The sequence below is a fragment of the Nocardioides sp. Z30_9 genome (assembly GCF_058215735.1).
The window spans coordinates 1,551,051-1,565,701 of sequence record NZ_JBZAJF010000002.1 but is presented as its reverse complement, the minus strand read 5'-3'; the positions used below and the strand labels follow the sequence as shown (position 1 = coordinate 1,565,701).

General features: G+C 71.8%; 15 protein-coding genes. 5 read left to right on the top strand and 10 right to left on the bottom strand.

Features of this window, described 5'->3' with window-relative positions:
• Positions 1 to 60 precede the first annotated feature (60 nt).
• Genes AC4BGB_RS18285 through ahcY form a run of 4 tightly spaced genes read right to left on the bottom strand, consistent with a single transcriptional unit; the run spans position 61 to position 5,597 of the window.
• Positions 61 to 1,821, bottom strand: coding sequence for an LpqB family beta-propeller domain-containing protein (locus tag AC4BGB_RS18285; RefSeq protein WP_490548378.1), 1,761 nt, complete (start codon positions 1,819 to 1,821; stop codon positions 61 to 63).
• Positions 1,818 to 3,458 carry an MtrAB system histidine kinase MtrB gene (gene mtrB / locus AC4BGB_RS18280; protein ID WP_490548377.1) on the bottom strand — a complete coding sequence of 547 codons (1,641 nt, stop codon included), beginning with the start codon at positions 3,456 to 3,458 and terminating at the stop codon, positions 1,818 to 1,820. Before mtrB ends, AC4BGB_RS18285 begins: the two co-directional genes overlap by 4 nt.
• Positions 3,439 to 4,155, bottom strand: coding sequence for an MtrAB system response regulator MtrA (gene mtrA, locus AC4BGB_RS18275; RefSeq protein WP_490548376.1), 717 nt, complete (start codon positions 4,153 to 4,155; stop codon positions 3,439 to 3,441). The genes mtrB and mtrA overlap by 20 nt, the downstream gene beginning before the upstream one ends.
• A gap of 11 nt (positions 4,156 to 4,166) precedes the next feature.
• Complete coding sequence (gene ahcY / locus AC4BGB_RS18270; protein WP_490548375.1) at positions 4,167 to 5,597, bottom strand: adenosylhomocysteinase; 1,431 nt, start codon at positions 5,595 to 5,597, stop codon at positions 4,167 to 4,169.
• Positions 5,598 to 5,760: 163 nt separating this feature from the next.
• Here ahcY and AC4BGB_RS18265 point away from each other — a divergent pair, with 163 nt between their 5' ends.
• On the top strand, positions 5,761 to 6,705 hold the full coding sequence (locus AC4BGB_RS18265) for a DUF808 domain-containing protein (protein WP_490548374.1): 945 nt from the start codon (positions 5,761 to 5,763) through the stop codon (positions 6,703 to 6,705).
• Between the two features lie 4 nt (positions 6,706 to 6,709).
• On the opposite strand, the gene AC4BGB_RS18260 is transcribed toward AC4BGB_RS18265, so the two are convergent.
• The 4 genes from AC4BGB_RS18260 to AC4BGB_RS18245 are packed head-to-tail and all read right to left on the bottom strand — an operon-like array spanning position 6,710 to position 9,663.
• Complete coding sequence (locus tag AC4BGB_RS18260) at positions 6,710 to 7,729, bottom strand: SIS domain-containing protein (RefSeq protein WP_490548373.1); 1,020 nt, start codon at positions 7,727 to 7,729, stop codon at positions 6,710 to 6,712.
• Positions 7,726 to 7,896 carry a Trm112 family protein gene (locus AC4BGB_RS18255; protein ID WP_490548372.1) on the bottom strand — a complete coding sequence of 57 codons (171 nt, stop codon included), beginning with the start codon at positions 7,894 to 7,896 and terminating at the stop codon, positions 7,726 to 7,728. The genes AC4BGB_RS18260 and AC4BGB_RS18255 overlap by 4 nt, the downstream gene beginning before the upstream one ends.
• The gene (locus tag AC4BGB_RS18250) at positions 7,896 to 9,263 is read right to left on the bottom strand and encodes a phosphomannomutase/phosphoglucomutase (RefSeq protein WP_490548371.1); all 1,368 of its coding nucleotides are present in this window, start codon (positions 9,261 to 9,263) and stop codon (positions 7,896 to 7,898) included. The genes AC4BGB_RS18255 and AC4BGB_RS18250 overlap by 1 nt, the downstream gene beginning before the upstream one ends.
• 43 nt (positions 9,264 to 9,306) lie before the next feature.
• Positions 9,307 to 9,663, bottom strand: coding sequence for a DUF3499 domain-containing protein (locus tag AC4BGB_RS18245; protein WP_490548370.1), 357 nt, complete (start codon positions 9,661 to 9,663; stop codon positions 9,307 to 9,309).
• 49 nt (positions 9,664 to 9,712) lie between these two features.
• Here AC4BGB_RS18245 and AC4BGB_RS18240 point away from each other — a divergent pair, with 49 nt between their 5' ends.
• Entirely contained in the window at positions 9,713 to 10,195 is a 483-nt protein-coding gene (locus AC4BGB_RS18240; RefSeq protein ID WP_490548369.1) for a metallopeptidase family protein, read from the top strand.
• 58 nt (positions 10,196 to 10,253) lie between these two features.
• Here AC4BGB_RS18240 and AC4BGB_RS18235 read toward each other — a convergent pair whose 3' ends face one another.
• Positions 10,254 to 10,508, bottom strand: coding sequence for a WhiB family transcriptional regulator (locus AC4BGB_RS18235; RefSeq protein WP_490548368.1), 255 nt, complete (start codon positions 10,506 to 10,508; stop codon positions 10,254 to 10,256).
• A 134-nt stretch (positions 10,509 to 10,642) separates the two neighbouring features.
• Here AC4BGB_RS18235 and cofD point away from each other — a divergent pair, with 134 nt between their 5' ends.
• The 3 genes from cofD to AC4BGB_RS18220 are packed head-to-tail and all read left to right on the top strand — an operon-like array spanning position 10,643 to position 13,492.
• Entirely contained in the window at positions 10,643 to 11,749 is a 1,107-nt protein-coding gene (cofD, locus tag AC4BGB_RS18230) for a 2-phospho-L-lactate transferase (protein WP_490548367.1), read from the top strand.
• Entirely contained in the window at positions 11,750 to 12,730 is a 981-nt protein-coding gene (gene cofE, locus AC4BGB_RS18225; RefSeq protein WP_490548366.1) for a coenzyme F420-0:L-glutamate ligase, read from the top strand. It begins immediately after the preceding gene.
• A 39-nt stretch (positions 12,731 to 12,769) separates the two neighbouring features.
• Positions 12,770 to 13,492, top strand: coding sequence for a DUF3105 domain-containing protein (locus AC4BGB_RS18220; protein WP_490548365.1), 723 nt, complete (start codon positions 12,770 to 12,772; stop codon positions 13,490 to 13,492).
• 40 nt (positions 13,493 to 13,532) lie between these two features.
• Here AC4BGB_RS18220 and AC4BGB_RS18215 read toward each other — a convergent pair whose 3' ends face one another.
• Complete coding sequence (locus AC4BGB_RS18215) at positions 13,533 to 14,612, bottom strand: mannose-1-phosphate guanylyltransferase (protein ID WP_490548364.1); 1,080 nt, start codon at positions 14,610 to 14,612, stop codon at positions 13,533 to 13,535.
• Between the last annotated feature and the right edge of the window lie 39 nt (positions 14,613 to 14,651).

Genomic DNA, 14,651 nt, shown 5'->3' with positions numbered 1-14,651 from the left:
GCTGGGCCGCGGACCCTGTGGAGCCAGGCGTCCCGGGCGAGGGGTGTGGACGCCCTCCGGTCAGGGGGCGTACGCCGCGGCAGCGACCTTCGAGCTGGTCCGGGGCCAGCTGCCGTTCTCGCTGAGCGTGTAGAGCCGCTGGGCGGGCGTGACCAGGCGCAGCGGCACGTTCTCGTCCGGGGAGACCACCATCGCCTGGGCCGCGCCGCGGAAGACGTTGGGCTCGATCAGGTCGCGGTGCGTGGGTGACCCGTCCGTGGACAGGAAGCTCACCTGGCTGGTCTCCGCACTGGGGCGGCTGAGCACCGCGAGGGTGCCGGGGTCGCGCCAGCCGAGGTCGAGGATGCGGGCGTTCTCGGGGACCTTCGCCGTCAGGGACCGGGTGTCCCCTGCTCCCGAGACGATCCCCTCGTCGGTGCGCAGGATGTCGATCACCCGCACCTGCGGGGCGGGGAGGCCGGCGTACGCCACCGCCATCCGGCTGCCGTCCCGGGCGACGGAGAACGCGGCCACGTCGGCACCCGTGACGCCGGGGACCCTCAGCGGGCGGACCCGGCCCTCGCTGACCAGGTACACGCGGGCACCACGGGGGGTCCGGTCGACCAGCCACAGGTCCCCGAACATGTCGAAGGAAGGTCGCAGCACGTCGGTGCCCCGCACCAGCGGGCTCGACACGGCCGACCCCTTCGTCCCGCCCTCGGTGCCCGCCACATAGACGCTGCTGCCGCTGCCGGAGACCGCGGCGATGCGCTGCGGCGGCTCGCTCACCGCGAAGCTGCGCATCGAGAAGCCGGGCCGCCCGAACGGCCCTCCCACGCCGGCACTGCCCTTCGAGTCCGGGGAGAGGTCGACCACTCGGTTGCCCCGCAGCGCCCACAGCTGGGCGCGCGAGGGGCCGGCGGCGTCGTACTCGGGGCCCGAGGTCACCGAGGCGTCGACCCGTCCGCCGGGCAACGGCACGGGAGCACCGTCGACGGTGATCCGGACCCTCTCGATGCCGGGCACCTGGCGCAGCGTCCAGGCGAGCTGGTCCACGGCCCGGGAGAGCTCGGCCGGCGAGGCGCGGAGCAGCTCTCGGGACAGCGGCACCTCCGCGACGCCGCTCTCGGTCACCACGACGGACAGGTCCAGGCCCGTCCGCGACGGCAGCGCGGACCGGCTGATGTCGTCCAGCGCCTCCCCCGGCCCGGCGAGCAGGCCGCGGACGAGGTTGGTCGCCGTCTGCTCCCCCCGCGGGATGAACACCGGGTCCGGCAGCAGCGTCTTCCCGGTCTGGTCGAAGAAGTAGAGGTTGAACCGCGCGAAGCTCCGGTCGAAGAACGAGGTCGGGACGACCAGTGCGTTCACGGGGTTGTCGATCCGCCACTGCCCGTTCTCGGAGACCAGCGAGAGGTCGAGGCTCTCCGATCCCGCCGGCGGACCCGCTCGCCAGGCGCCGCGCGCGTCGAGTCGCTGGGTGTCGGCCAGCCGGACGGTGACGCCGCTGGGCACCGGCTCCACGGAGTAGGCGTCGTAGACGATCGTGCCGCGCTGCGGCTGCCAGGTGGCCTTGGCGCGCTCGGAGAGGAACCCCCGGGCGATGGAGGTGCTCAGCGGGTTGGCCTGCATCGCGACCAGGAAGCCCGAGACGATCGACTCCGGGCTGCCGTCCGCCGAGGGACCCGGCGGGCTGAAGTAGGGCGCGTCCTGGGGTCGGTCCGGGAGGTCGGCGGGGCTGCGGCGCACCTCGCCGGACTCGGGCAGGCTGGCGCAGCCCGCGAGGCTGCCGGCCAGCACCAGCAGGACCACGAGAAGCGTGCGCAGACGTGCGACCGAGCTCATCCGACCCCCTGCCGGATGTCCTTGGGAACGAGCGGGAGCGGGCTGTGCGTCAGCGGGGCGCCGGCCTGCCGGGGCAGCGTCAGCCGGAACTGCGCACCGCCGCCAGGTGTGCCCCAGGCCTGCAGCCAGCCGCCGTGCAGGCGGGCGTCCTCCAGGGCGATCGCGAGCCCGAGGCCGGTGCCGCCGGTGGTGCGGGCGCGTGCCGGGTCGCCACGCCAGAAGCGGTTGAACACCATCGAGGACTGTCCCGGCTGCAGGCCGACGCCGTGGTCGCGGACGCTCAGCGCTGTGGCCTCGTCGTCGCTCGCCAGCCGGATCGTCACGCCGGTCGAGTCGGCGTGGTCGATCGCGTTGGTGACCAGGTTGCGCACGATCCGCTCGACCCGGCGTACGTCGGCCTGCGCCATGAACATGCCTTCGTCCGCGATGCTCACCGTCACCCCGCGCTGCAGCGCCATCGGGGCGGTGGCCGCGACGACCCGCTGCGCGACGTCGTGGAGGTTGGTGTCCTCGAGCTCCAGCACGGCGGCACCGGCGTCGAAGCGGCTGATCTCGAGCAGGTCGGCGAGCAGGCTCTCGAAGCGGTCGAGCTCGGTCTGCAGCAGCTCCGCGGCCCGCCTGGTGACGGGGTCGAAGCTGTCCCGCGCGTCGTAGAGGACGTCGCCGGCCATCCGCACCGTGGTCAGCGGGGTGCGCAGCTCGTGCGAGACGTCGGAGACGAACGTGCGCTGGACGCGGGAGAGCTCCACCAGCTGGCGGATCTGGGACTGCAGGGCCCCGGCCATCTGGTTGAACGACATCGCGAGCCGGGCGATGTCGTCCTCGCCGCGCACGTGCATCCGCTCCTCGAGCTGCCCCGAGGCGATCCGCTCCGCGACCCGCCTGGCCAGCCGCACGGGGGTGATCACCTGCCGGGTGACCAGCAGTGCCACGCCGGCGACGAGCACCAGCAGGAGCAGCCCGGCGGTGAGCAACACACCACGCAGCAGCACCAGCGTGCGCTGCTCCTGGTCCATCGGGAACAGGTAGTACAGGGCGTAGCTGCCCCCGTTCGAGGGCAGCACCACGGTCGAGCCGACCGCCACCCCCGGCTGCGACCGGCGGGGCACGGCTCCGGAGTCGGCCGGGGTCGTGTAGCCGATGCGCGTGTAGGTCCAGGCCAGCCCGTCCTCGCTGCCCTCGACCCAGCGGCGCAGTGATTCCGGGACGCTGTCGGAGTCCACCGTGGGGGTGGTGCGGACGCCCGCCGCGTCGCTTCCCTCCCCCACCGGGCCCCGCACGACCACATCGAAGCCCTTCACCTCGCCGCGGGCCACCAGGCTCTCCACCAGCAGCCGCAGCTGGGTGTCGGGGTCGAAGTCGTTCCCGCCGGCCGACCCCAGGCGCTCGCGGGCGGTGGCGGTCTCGGTCCTGGCCTCGGCCACGGACGCATCGACGCGGCCCTTGACCAGCCCGTCGGTGATCTGCCGGAGCACCAGCCACCCGACCGAGCCGACCACCACCGCGCAGAGCACGACGATCGCGGTCACCACGCGGGTGCGCAGGGAACGGCGCCAGAAGGAGGCGACGGCGCCGGGGAGGCCTCGTAGTCGCGTCAGCAGCTCGGTCGCGCGTCGGCTAGCGGAGGGACGGCTCATCCGCCGCGCCCGCCTTGTAGCCCACGCCCCGGACCGTCAGCACGATCGTCGGGTTCTCCGGGTCGACCTCGATCTTGGCTCGCAGCCGCTGCACGTGGACGTTGACCAGCCGGGTGTCGGCGGCGTGGCGGTAGCCCCACACCTGCTCGAGCAGGACCTCGCGGGTGAACACCTTGCGCGGGTTCTGCGCCAGGCAGGCCAGCAGGTCGAACTCGAGGGGGGTCAGGGCGATCGGCATGCCGTTGCGGGTGACCGAGTGCCCGGCCACGTCGACGGTGAGGTCCCCGATGTGGAGGTCGTCGGGCGTGGGCACCTCGAAGCGGCGTACCCGCGCGCGGATGCGGGCGATCAGCTCCTTGGGCTTGAACGGCTTGGCGACGTAGTCGTCGGCCCCGGACTCGAGGCCGACGACCACGTCGATGGTGTCGCTGCGCGCGGTGAGCATCACGATGGGTACGCCGGACTCGGCCCGGATCTCACGGCACACGTCGATGCCGTCCTTGCCCGGAAGCATCAGGTCCAGCAGCACCACGTCGGGGCGGAAGGACCGGAAGGCGGCCATGGCCTCGTCGCCACGCGTGACGATCCGGCTCACGAAGCCCTCGTTGCGCAGCACGAGGGTGAGCATCTCGGCCAGGGCCGCGTCGTCGTCGACGACGAGGACCCGTGCCCGATCCACCACCTCCGGCTGCGCCACCCGACTACCCGTCAGTACCGGTAGTGCTCGGACTTGTACGGGCCCTCCTGCGGGATGCCGAGGTAGGCGGCCTGCTCCTCGGTGAGCGTGGTCAGCTTGACCCCCAGCGCGCCGAGGTGGAGCCGGGCGACCTCCTCGTCGAGGTGCTTGGGCAGCACGTAGACGCCGACCGGGTACTCCTCGGTCTTGGTGAAGATCTCGATCTGGGCCAGGACCTGGTTGGTGAACGAGTTCGACATCACGAACGAGGGGTGACCCGTCGCGTTGCCGAGGTTCATCAGCCGGCCCTCGGAGAGGATGATGATCGCCTTGCCGTTGGGGAAGGTCCACAGGTCGACCTGCGGCTTCACGTTCTTGCGCTCGGCGACGCCCGGCGCCTCGAGGCCGGCCATGTCGATCTCGTTGTCGAAGTGACCGATGTTGGCGACGATCGCGTTGTGCTTCATCGACTGCATGTGGTCGATGGTCACGACGTCCTTGTTGCCGGTCGAGGTGATGATGATGTCGGCCTGGGGCAGCACGTTCTCCAGGGTGTCGACCTGGTAGCCGTCCATGGCGGCCTGCAGCGCGCAGATCGGGTCGATCTCGGTGACGATGACCCGGGCGCCCTGGCCGCGCAGCGACTCCGCGCACCCCTTGCCGACGTCGCCGTAGCCGCAGACCACGGCGACCTTGCCGCCGATGAGGACGTCGGTGGCGCGGTTGAGGCCGTCGATGAGCGAGTGGCGGCAGCCGTACTTGTTGTCGAACTTGGACTTCGTGACCGAGTCGTTCACGTTGATCGCCGGGAAGAGCAGCGAGTCCTCGCGCATCATCTCGTAGAGGCGGTGCACCCCGGTGGTGGTCTCCTCGGTGACTCCCTTGACCGAGTTGGCGATCGGGGTCCAGTGGTCCTTGCTCTTCTCGAGCTGGGCGTTGAGCAGCTCGAAGACGATGCGCTGCTCGGTGCTGTGCGCGGTCGCCGGGTCGGGTGCGACCCCGGACTTCTCAGCCTGGACGCCGAGGTGGAGCAGCATCGTGGCGTCGCCGCCGTCGTCGAGGATCATGTTGGGGTGCTCGTCCCCGGGCCAGTCCAGGATCTCCTGGGCGCACTGCCAGTACTCCTCCAGCGTCTCGCCCTTCCAGGCGAAGACCGGGACGCCCTGGGGGTCCTCCGGGGTCCCGTTCGGGCCCACGACCACCGCGGCCGCAGCGTGGTCCTGGGTGGAGAAGATGTTGCAGGAGGCCCAACGGACCTCGGCGCCGAGCGCCACGAGGGTCTCGATCAGCACCGCCGTCTGGGTGGTCATGTGCAGCGAGCCCGCGATCTTGGCGCCGGCGAGCGGCTTGTCCGCACCGTAGCGCTCGCGCATCGCCATCAGGCCGGGCATCTCGTGCTCGGCGAGCTCGATCTCGATGCGGCCGTAGTCGGCCAGCGTGAGGTCGGCAACCTTGTAGTCCATCAGTGAAGTCCTTGTGTGCTGGGGGGTCGAGTGGTCAGCGCACCTGGGGGTGCGGCGGCGTCTGGCCACGATCTCGTGCGAAAGGCGCTCGGGGCAGTCTACTCAAGGCGACGCGCGGCGCCCAGCAGCCGCGAGCAAGGTCCGCGGCGCTAGGCTCGCGGGCGTGAGCGGTGGACTGTTCGGCCTTCTCGACGACGTGGCAGCACTGGCCCGGCTGGCGGCCGCCTCCGTCGACGACGTGGGAGCCGCGGCGGGCCGCGCGAGCGCCAAGGCAGCCGGAGTGGTCGTCGACGACACCGCGGTGACCCCTCAGTACGTCCACGGCGTCGCCGCCGAGCGCGAGCTGCCGCTCATCTGGCGCATCGCCAAGGGGTCCCTGCGCAACAAGCTGCTGTTCATCCTGCCCGCCGCTCTCCTGCTCAGCCAGTTCCTGCCGTGGCTGCTGACCCCGATCCTGATGGTGGGCGGCACCTACCTCTGCTACGAGGGCGCGGAGAAGATCTGGGAGCGGATCGCGCACCGCGGCGCCGCGGCGAAGACCGGCGCGGAGGAGCGGCCCGACGAGGACACCGTGGTGTCCGGTGCGATCCGCACCGACTTCATCCTCTCCGCCGAGATCATGGTGATCTCGCTGAACGAGGTCGCCGACGAGCCGTTCGTGTCCCGGGCCGCCATCCTCGTGGTGGTCGCGATCGCGATCACAATCCTGGTCTACGGCGTGGTCGCGGGCATCGTGAAGATGGACGACCTCGGCCTCTCCCTGGCCGGGCGGAGCTCCGCGGCGGTCCGCAGGATCGGCCTCGGCCTGGTGGCGGGGATGCCCAAGCTGCTGGCGGTCATCTCCGCCGTGGGGATCGTGGCGATGCTGTGGGTCGGCGGGCACATCCTGCTCGTGGGAGTCGACGAGCTCGGCTGGCATGCGCCGTACTCCCTGGTCCACGACCTCGAGCACGCCGCCCACGACTCCTGGCACGCGATGGGCGCGGTCCTGGGCTGGCTGACCAACACCGCCTGCTCGGCAGTGGTCGGCGTCCTGGTGGGCGCTGTGGTCGTCGCGGTGATGCACGTGCTCCCGTTCGGGCCGGGCAAGAAGGCCGGCGCTCACTGACGCCTCAGGCGTCGAGACCGAGCTGCAGGTACGTCGCGGTGTAGGTCCCCGTGGCGAGCATCGCGGCGTAGCGGGCGACGTCTCCCTCGGCCTGCGAGGAGATGGTCTCCACCCTGACGCCGTGGGCCTGGGCGGTCTCCTCGAGGAGGCGCCGCGTCTCGAGGACCGCCGGGTCGACGGCCCCGTCGTCGAGCACCACCAGCGCCGGGCGGCGCTCGAGGCCGCCGTCGGCGAACGGGTCGGCGAAGACGTCGGAGGGAGCGGTCGCCGCGAGGACGGGCAGCAGGTGCTCGGCGTCGGCCGCCAGCGCGGTGCGGCCGGTGGCCCGGCGTACGGACTCCGCGATCCGGCGACCGGCGCGGGCGGCCAGCACGGTCCCGCCCCAGAAGATCGGGTTCGAGTCCGCGATCCCGATCGCGAGGATCTTGGCGGGGTTCACCGCGATGTCGCGGTGCGGGCCGCAGGCGATCGCGATGTCGTCGAGCGCGTTCGCGACCACCTCGGGGTCGGTGCCCGGCCCGAGGTGGACCTGGTCGAGCAGTTCCAGGACCACCACCGCGACGGCCAGCTGGTCCCCCGTCTGGGTCGGCAGCAGCATCACGTCACGCCCCTGGGCGTGCTCGCCGACCAGGGATCTCGCCGGCGCAGCCACCACCAGCTGGCAGCCGCGGCGCACGGCCTCGGCCACGGCAGCGGCCGTCGCGGCGTCGGCTCCCTCGGGAGCCAGTACGACGACCAGGTCGAGGCTGCCGGCCCAGCCCGGGAGCCCGGGGCCGGGCCACGCCACGAAGGGGACGGGACACACCGGTTCCAGCACCGCGCGCAGCAGCCGGGAGTCCGGACCTGCGGCCACCACGGCCCGGGGACGCTCCTCGGCGAGGCGGGCGACGGCCGGGGCGACCGCCTCCTGGGCGGCCAGCGCCTCGCGGCGGACCCGCGCACCTCCCTCGGCCAGGTGGCGCAGCCGCGCGTCCACGCGGGCCAGGGCCCGCTCGTCGTCCAGGAGGCCGTCGTCGAAGCTCATCCCGGCTTGCGGGCCTCGTCGACCAGCAGCACCGGGATGTTGTCGCGCACGGGGTAGGCCAGGCCGCAGCCGACGCAGACCAGCTCCTCGGCGGCCTCGTCGACCGCGAGCGCCTGCCGGCAGGCCGGGCAGACGATCACGTCGAGGAGATGGCTGTCCAGATTCATCACTTGCTCCTTCTGATGATGGCGAGCGCAGCATCGCGAACCTGCGTCATCGTGTCAGCGTCCGTACCCTCCGCGTTGAGTCGCAGCAGGGGTTCGGTGTTGGACGCGCGAACATTGAACCACCAGTCCTCATGGGTGACGCTGAGCCCGTCGAGGTGGTCGACCTCCACGTCGTCTCGCCCGCTCCAGGTCTGCTCGAGCTCGTCGAGGACGGCCTGCTGGTCGAGCACCTCGGAGTTGATCTCGCCGCTCGCGACGTGGCGGGCGTAGGGACCCATCACCTCGGACAGGGGCGCGCTGCTCTCGGCCAGCGCGGCCAGGGCGTGCAGGGCCGCGAGCATCCCGGAGTCGGCGCGCCAGAAGTCGCGGAAGTAGAAGTGCCCTGAGTGCTCCCCGCCGAACACGGCACCGGTCTCGGCCATCTGCGCCTTGATGTAGGAGTGGCCGACGCGGGTGCGCACCGGGACCCCGCCGAGCTCGCGCACGATCTCGGGGACCCCACGCGAGGTGATCAGGTTGTGGATGATCGTGGCGCCGGGGGCCTTGAGCAGCTCGCGGGCCGCGATCAGGGCGGTCAGCACGCTGGGGCTGACCAGCTCGCCGCGCTCGTCGACCAGGAAGCACCGGTCGGCGTCCCCGTCGAAGGCCAGGCCGATGTCGGCGCCGGTCTCGAGGACCTTGGCCTGCAGGTCGACCAGGTTGGCCGGCTCGATCGGGTTCGCCTCGTGGTTGGGGAAGGTGCCGTCGAGCTCGTAGTACAGCTCCTCGACCTCGAGGTCGACCTCGCCGAGCACGGCAGGGGCGGTGAGACCGGCCATCCCGTTGCCGGCGTCGACGACCACCTTGAGCCGGCGGCCCTTCACCGGCGCCAGGCCGAGGAGGTAGGCCGCGTAGTCGCCCAGCACGTCCTGCTCCACGACGGCGCCCGGCCGCTCCGCCGTGAGCGTCTCGCCCCCCGCAACCCGGTCCCGGATCTCCATCAGCCCGGTCTCCTGGCCGATCGGTGCGGCGAACGCGCGGCACATCTTGATGCCGTTGTACTGCGCGGGGTTGTGGCTCGCTGTGAACATCACGCCGGGCTGCTCCAGCCGTCCGGAGGCGAAGTAGAGCTGGTCGGTCGAGGCGAGGCCGATCAGCGTCACCTCGGCACCGGCCAACGCGGCACCCTCGGCGAAAGCCCGGGACATGCCGGGCGAGGAGGGGCGCATGTCGTGGCCGACCACCACGCGATCGGCGCCGGTCACCGCGACGAAGGCGTTGCCCACCCGACGGGCGAGGTCGTCGTCGATCTGGTCCGGCACCGTGCCGCGGACGTCGTAGGCCTTGAAGATCGCGGCGAGATTGGCGGGGTCGCTGGTCTTCGGCATGCGCAGACCCTACCCATCGCGCCGCCCGTGGGCAGGTGCCGCCTCAGTCCTCGGAACGCAGCGCGCGCAGGTGTCCGCGGCGGGTGCCCTCAGGCTGCTGGGGCGGGTTGAGCGGGACCTCGACCGGCTTGGGCTGGGCGGCCTCGCGGACCGCGTCGGCCAGCGCGAGCAGGTCGTCGGAGGTGGGCCCCTGGTGGTCGTCGTTGGCCAGCCGGAGCACCTCCCACCCGCGAGGGGCGGAGAGCCGTTCGCTGTGCCGGTCGCACAGGTCGTAGGCGTGTGGCTCCGCGTAGGTGGCCAGCGGGCCCACGACCGCCGTCTGGTCGGCGTAGACGTAGGTCAACGTCGTGATGGCAGGGCGCCCGCAGGCAGTACGCGAACAACGACGAAGGAGACCCACGGCGTGAGGTTACAACTCCCCGGACGGTTGGCCCATTAGGCTCGCGGTCGTGGAGAATCCCTCACCCAGAATCGGGGCGGTCCCCGACGGGGAGCTCGCCGGAGCCCGGCGCGCAGGCTTCCTGCACGACCGGCGTGGTCGTGGGATGCGTGGCCCGGCCTTCGGACCCGGCGCCCCCGGCGGCCCGGTCCCCGCCCAGCGGTCGGCGCGGGAGCGCTTCGACCAGATCGCGGTCGAGGTGATGAACGACGTCGAGTCACGGTGGACCGAGGAGCTCGCCCTGGTCGAGCTCGCGGTAGAGGACATCCCCGTGCTGCCGAGCACCTGGGTGGCCCCGCGGGTCCCGTTGGCCTCGCTGGTGCCGGCGACGCCGACGACGCCGGCCAGGCTGGTGCTGTTCAGGCGGCCCCTGGAGCACCGGGCCGAGACCCGCACGGACCTCGAGGCACTGGTGCTGACCGTCGTGGTGGAGCAGCTCGCGGACTACCTCGGGGTACCGGCCGAGGACGTGCACCCCGACTACGAGCCCTGAGTCACCCGAGCCTGGGTCCACGAGCTTGGGCGGGAAGGCCGGAGCCCGCCCGCCGGCCTCAGACGGCTTGCTTCTTCAGCTTGCGGCGCTCCCGCTCCGAGAGCCCGCCCCAGATGCCGAAGCGCTCGTCGTTCTCCAGCGCGTACTCCAGGCAGTCCTGGCGCACCTCGCAGGTCAGGCAGACCTTCTTGGCCTCCCTGGTGGAGCCGCCCTTCTCCGGGAAGAACGCCTCTGGATCGGTCTGAGCGCACAGCCCGCGCTCCTGCCATCCAGCGTCTTCGGAATCGCCCTCGAGCAGATACAGTTCGCGCACGGTGTTTGCCCCTATTCGACCCTTCGATCCTGACGGACCGAGTTACTAATCACACTGGTGTGATTACATGCCTGTCGTACCCCTGAAGTCAAGCGAAAGTCTGGTATTGGACCAACTGGTCCACACTTGAGAACATGTCCGAATCCCCCCTGAGCACCCCCGGCGGCGGCCCTGACCGCCCCTCCTCGCGCCCTGACCAGGGCTCCCGTCCACTGCCCAGCAGTATCACCGTTTTGTCCGGTGGTGTCGGCGGTGCCCGTTTTCTCCAGGGCCTGCTTCGACTGGTGGAGCGCACCGGTTCGGACACCTCGGTGACCGTGATCGCCAACACCGCCGACGACATCTGGGTGCACGGCCTCAAGGTCTGCCCGGACCTGGACACGGTGATGTACACCCTGGGCGACGGTATCGACACCGATCGCGGCTGGGGGCGGCGGGAGGAGACCTGGAACGCCAAGGACGAGCTCGCGGCGTACGGCGTGGAGCCGACCTGGTTCGGTCTCGGCGACCGTGACATCGCCACCCACCTTGTCCGGACCCAGATGCTCGAGGCCGGCTTCCCGCTCAGCGCGGTCACCGCGGCACTGTGCCGCCGCTGGCTGCCCGCCACCGAGGCCGGCGCCCTCACGCTGCTGCCGATGACCGACGACCGTGTCGAGACCCACGTGGTGATCGACGACCCGGACACCGACGAGCGACGCGCGGTGCACTTCCAAGAGTACTGGGTCCGTCACCACGCCGAGGTGCCCGCGTACGGCGTCGTGCCGATCGGGCTCGCCGAGACCCGGCCGGCTCCCGGCGTGGTCGAGGCGATCACGGGCGCGGACCTCGTCCTGGTGCCTCCGTCGAACCCGGTCGTCTCGATCGGCACGATCGTGGGAGTGCCCGGGATCAGGGAGGCCCTCGTGGCGACCTCGGCACCCGTGGTGGGCGTCTCCGGCATCATCGGCTCGGACCACGTCCACGGGATGGCCCGCCAGCTGCTCGGCGTGATCGGCGTCGAGGTCTCCGCGGCCGGCGTCGCGGAGCACTACGGCGCCCGTTCCGGCGGCGGCCTGCTCGACGGCTGGCTGGTGGACACCGTCGACGAGGCGAGCGTGGACCGGGTGCAGGCCAGTGGGATCCGCTGCCGCGCGGTCCCCCTGTGGATGACCGACCACGACGCCACCGCCGACCTGGTCGCGGCCGCGATCGAGCTGGCCGCGATCGAACCGGCCGAGACAGAAACAGGCGGTGCCTGATTGGAGGCCTGGGCCGTCGAGGGCATCGGCGAGATCACCGAGGGGACCGATCTCGGGGACCTGCTGCGTGGGCTCTCCGGGCGTGACGCCCTCCAGGACGGCGACATCGTCCTGGTCACGAGCAAGGTCGTCAGCAAGGCCGAGGGCCGGGTCCGCCGCGGTGACCGCGAGGCCGCTATCCGGGACGAGACCGTCCGGGTGGTGGCTCGCCGAGGACCCACCTCCATCGTGGAGAACCACCTGGGCCTGGTGATGGCGGCCGCCGGGGTGGATGCCTCCAACGTCGCCCCGGGGTACGTCGTGCTCCTGCCGGTGAGCCCGGACGACTCTGCCCGCACGCTGCGTGAGCGGGTCCGCGAGGAGGACGGCCCGAACGTGGCCGTGGTGCTCACCGACACCGCCGGCCGTGCGTGGCGACAGGGACAGACCGACATCGCCATCGGCGTCGCGGGCCTCGAGCCCCTCGACGACCACGCCGGGCGCACCGACTCCTACGGCAACCCCCTGGCGGTCACGGCACCTGCGGTCGCCGACGAGCTGGCCTCCGTGGCCGAGCTGGTCACCGGCAAGCTGGGCGCGCGACCCGTCTCGGTGGTGCGCGGCCTCGGCGAGCGGGTGCTCCCCGCCGGCGAGCACGGCCCGGGCGCCGGACCGCTGCTCCGCCCCCGCCAGCAGGACATGTTCGCCCTCGGTGCCCGCGAGGCGGTGGTCGCCGCCGTACGCGGGGTCTCCCCCGACTGCTTCGGCAGCGCGGCCACGTCCGAGGAGGTGCTGGAGGCGCTCGAGTCGTGCGGGCTGCAGGCCTCCACGCGAGGCGTCTCCATCCGGGTCCAGCTGCCGTCCGGGCAGCTGCGGGACGAGGTCGTGGCCGCCGAGCGGGTGCGCCTGGTGGCCCACGCGCACGGATGGCAGCCGCACAGCGACGTCGCCACGCCGGACCTCCACGGGGAGCACGTCATGATCTCACCCACCGCTCCGTAGACTCTCCGCGCACACCCCCCGATCAAAGGCTGGCCTCGAGTGGCAAAGAAGAACGAACGCGACAATCGGCGAGCGATCGCCGAGCAGCTCCGCAAGGAGCAGCAACGCAAGGAACGCAGGCGGAGCCTGCTGATCCTCGGTGCCTGCATCGTGGTCGTGCTCGGCCTCCTGGCCGCCGCTCTGATCCCCTACCTCCAGAACGAGCGCGAGGCGAAGAAGAACGCGGGCACTCCCCTGGCCGAGGTCGGCGCCACGACGTCCGCCGCCCAGTGCGACCCGGTGGTCAAGGAGGAGGCGACGGGGAACAACGACCACGTGAACCCCGGCACCAAGATCTCCTACCCGAAGGCGCCGCCCGCCTCCGGACCGCACTGGGGCAACTTCCTCCAGGGCTCGGAGATCCGCAGCTTCTACACCGTCGGGGACCGGCCCGAGGTCGAGCGCCTCGTGCACAGCCTCGAGCACGGCCACACGGTCCTGTGGTACGACGACAGCGTCAAGCCGGGCACGAAGATCTACCGCGAGGTCAAGGCGATCGCGGCGAAGTTCGACGGCGAGACCGACAAGTTCATCGCCGCCCCGTGGACGTCGAAGGACGGTGGCGCCTTCCCCGAGGGCAAGCACGTCGCGCTGACCCACTGGACCGGCCCGGAGAAGCAGCAGGGCATCAGGCAGTACTGCGCCGAGCCCTCCGGTGCGGTCGTGGAGAAGTTCATGGACGCCTACCCCGCCTCCGACGCACCCGAGCCCAACGCCCCCTGAGGCCGGCAGGAGCGGGCACCCGCTGACACGTCCTCTCGGATCAGGTCAGCTCCTGGTGCCCGCTCCGCTTCAGCTCGTCGACGACCGCCTTCACGTCCTGCGCGTGGGCGTAGGTGGTGACGAGCAGGGCGTCGCCGGTGTCCACCACCACGACGTCCTCGAGCCCGACGACAGCCACCGTGCGGCCCGTGGTGCTCACCACGAGGCCGCTGGCGTCGCGTGAGACGACGTGCGCCTGCTCGCCGACGAGCTTGATCCCCCCGGCAGCCTCGGGCGTCATCTCGGCCAGTGCCGCGAAGTCGCCCACGTCCTCCCAGCCGAAGGGACCCGGCACCATCGCGACCCGGCCGGCCGCCGCGGCGGGCTCGGCGACCGCGTGGTCGATCGCGATCCTGGTCAGGCTCGGCCACTGCGTCTCGAGCAGCGACGGGTCCGCCGCGATCGCCCGCAGCCCCGCGGCGAGCTCGGGGTGGTTCTCGGCCAGCAGGTCGAGCAGGGTCGCCGCCCGGACCAGGAACATGCCGCCGTTCCAGCGGTAGTCCCCGCTGCGCACGTAGGCCTCCGCACGCTCGGCGTCCGGCTTCTCCACGAACTCGGTGACCCTGCGCGCCGTGGGGAACCCGGGCAGCGGGTCGCTGCCGCGGATGTAGCCGAACCCGGTGGCGGCGTGGGTGGGCTCGATGCCGATGGTCACCAGCAGCCCCTGCGCGGCGACCTCGGCGGCCTCGCGCACACAGGCGAGGAACGCCTCCTCCCCCGTGATCACGTGGTCGGCGGCGAACGAGCCGATCAGCGCATCGGGGTCCTCGCGCTCGAGCTGGGCGGCGGCGAGGCCGATCGCGGCCATCGAGTCGCGCGGGGACGGCTCTGCGATGACGCGGTCCACCTCCGGCAGCTGGGCGCGTACGGCGTCCTGGTGCACCGCCCCGGTCACAACCACCACCCGCTCCCCCACCAGCGGGGTCAGCCGGTCGACCGTGCCCTGGATCAGGGTGCGCCCGCTCCCGGTGAGGTCGAGGAGGAACTTGGGGCGGTTCGCCCGGGAGACCGGCCACAGCCGGGTGCCGGCACCACCGGCCGGCACCACGGCCCAGAGCCGGTCGAGCACTGAGGAAGTCATGGCGGGCATCTTGTCATCACCGCTGCAGGTGCGACCGCT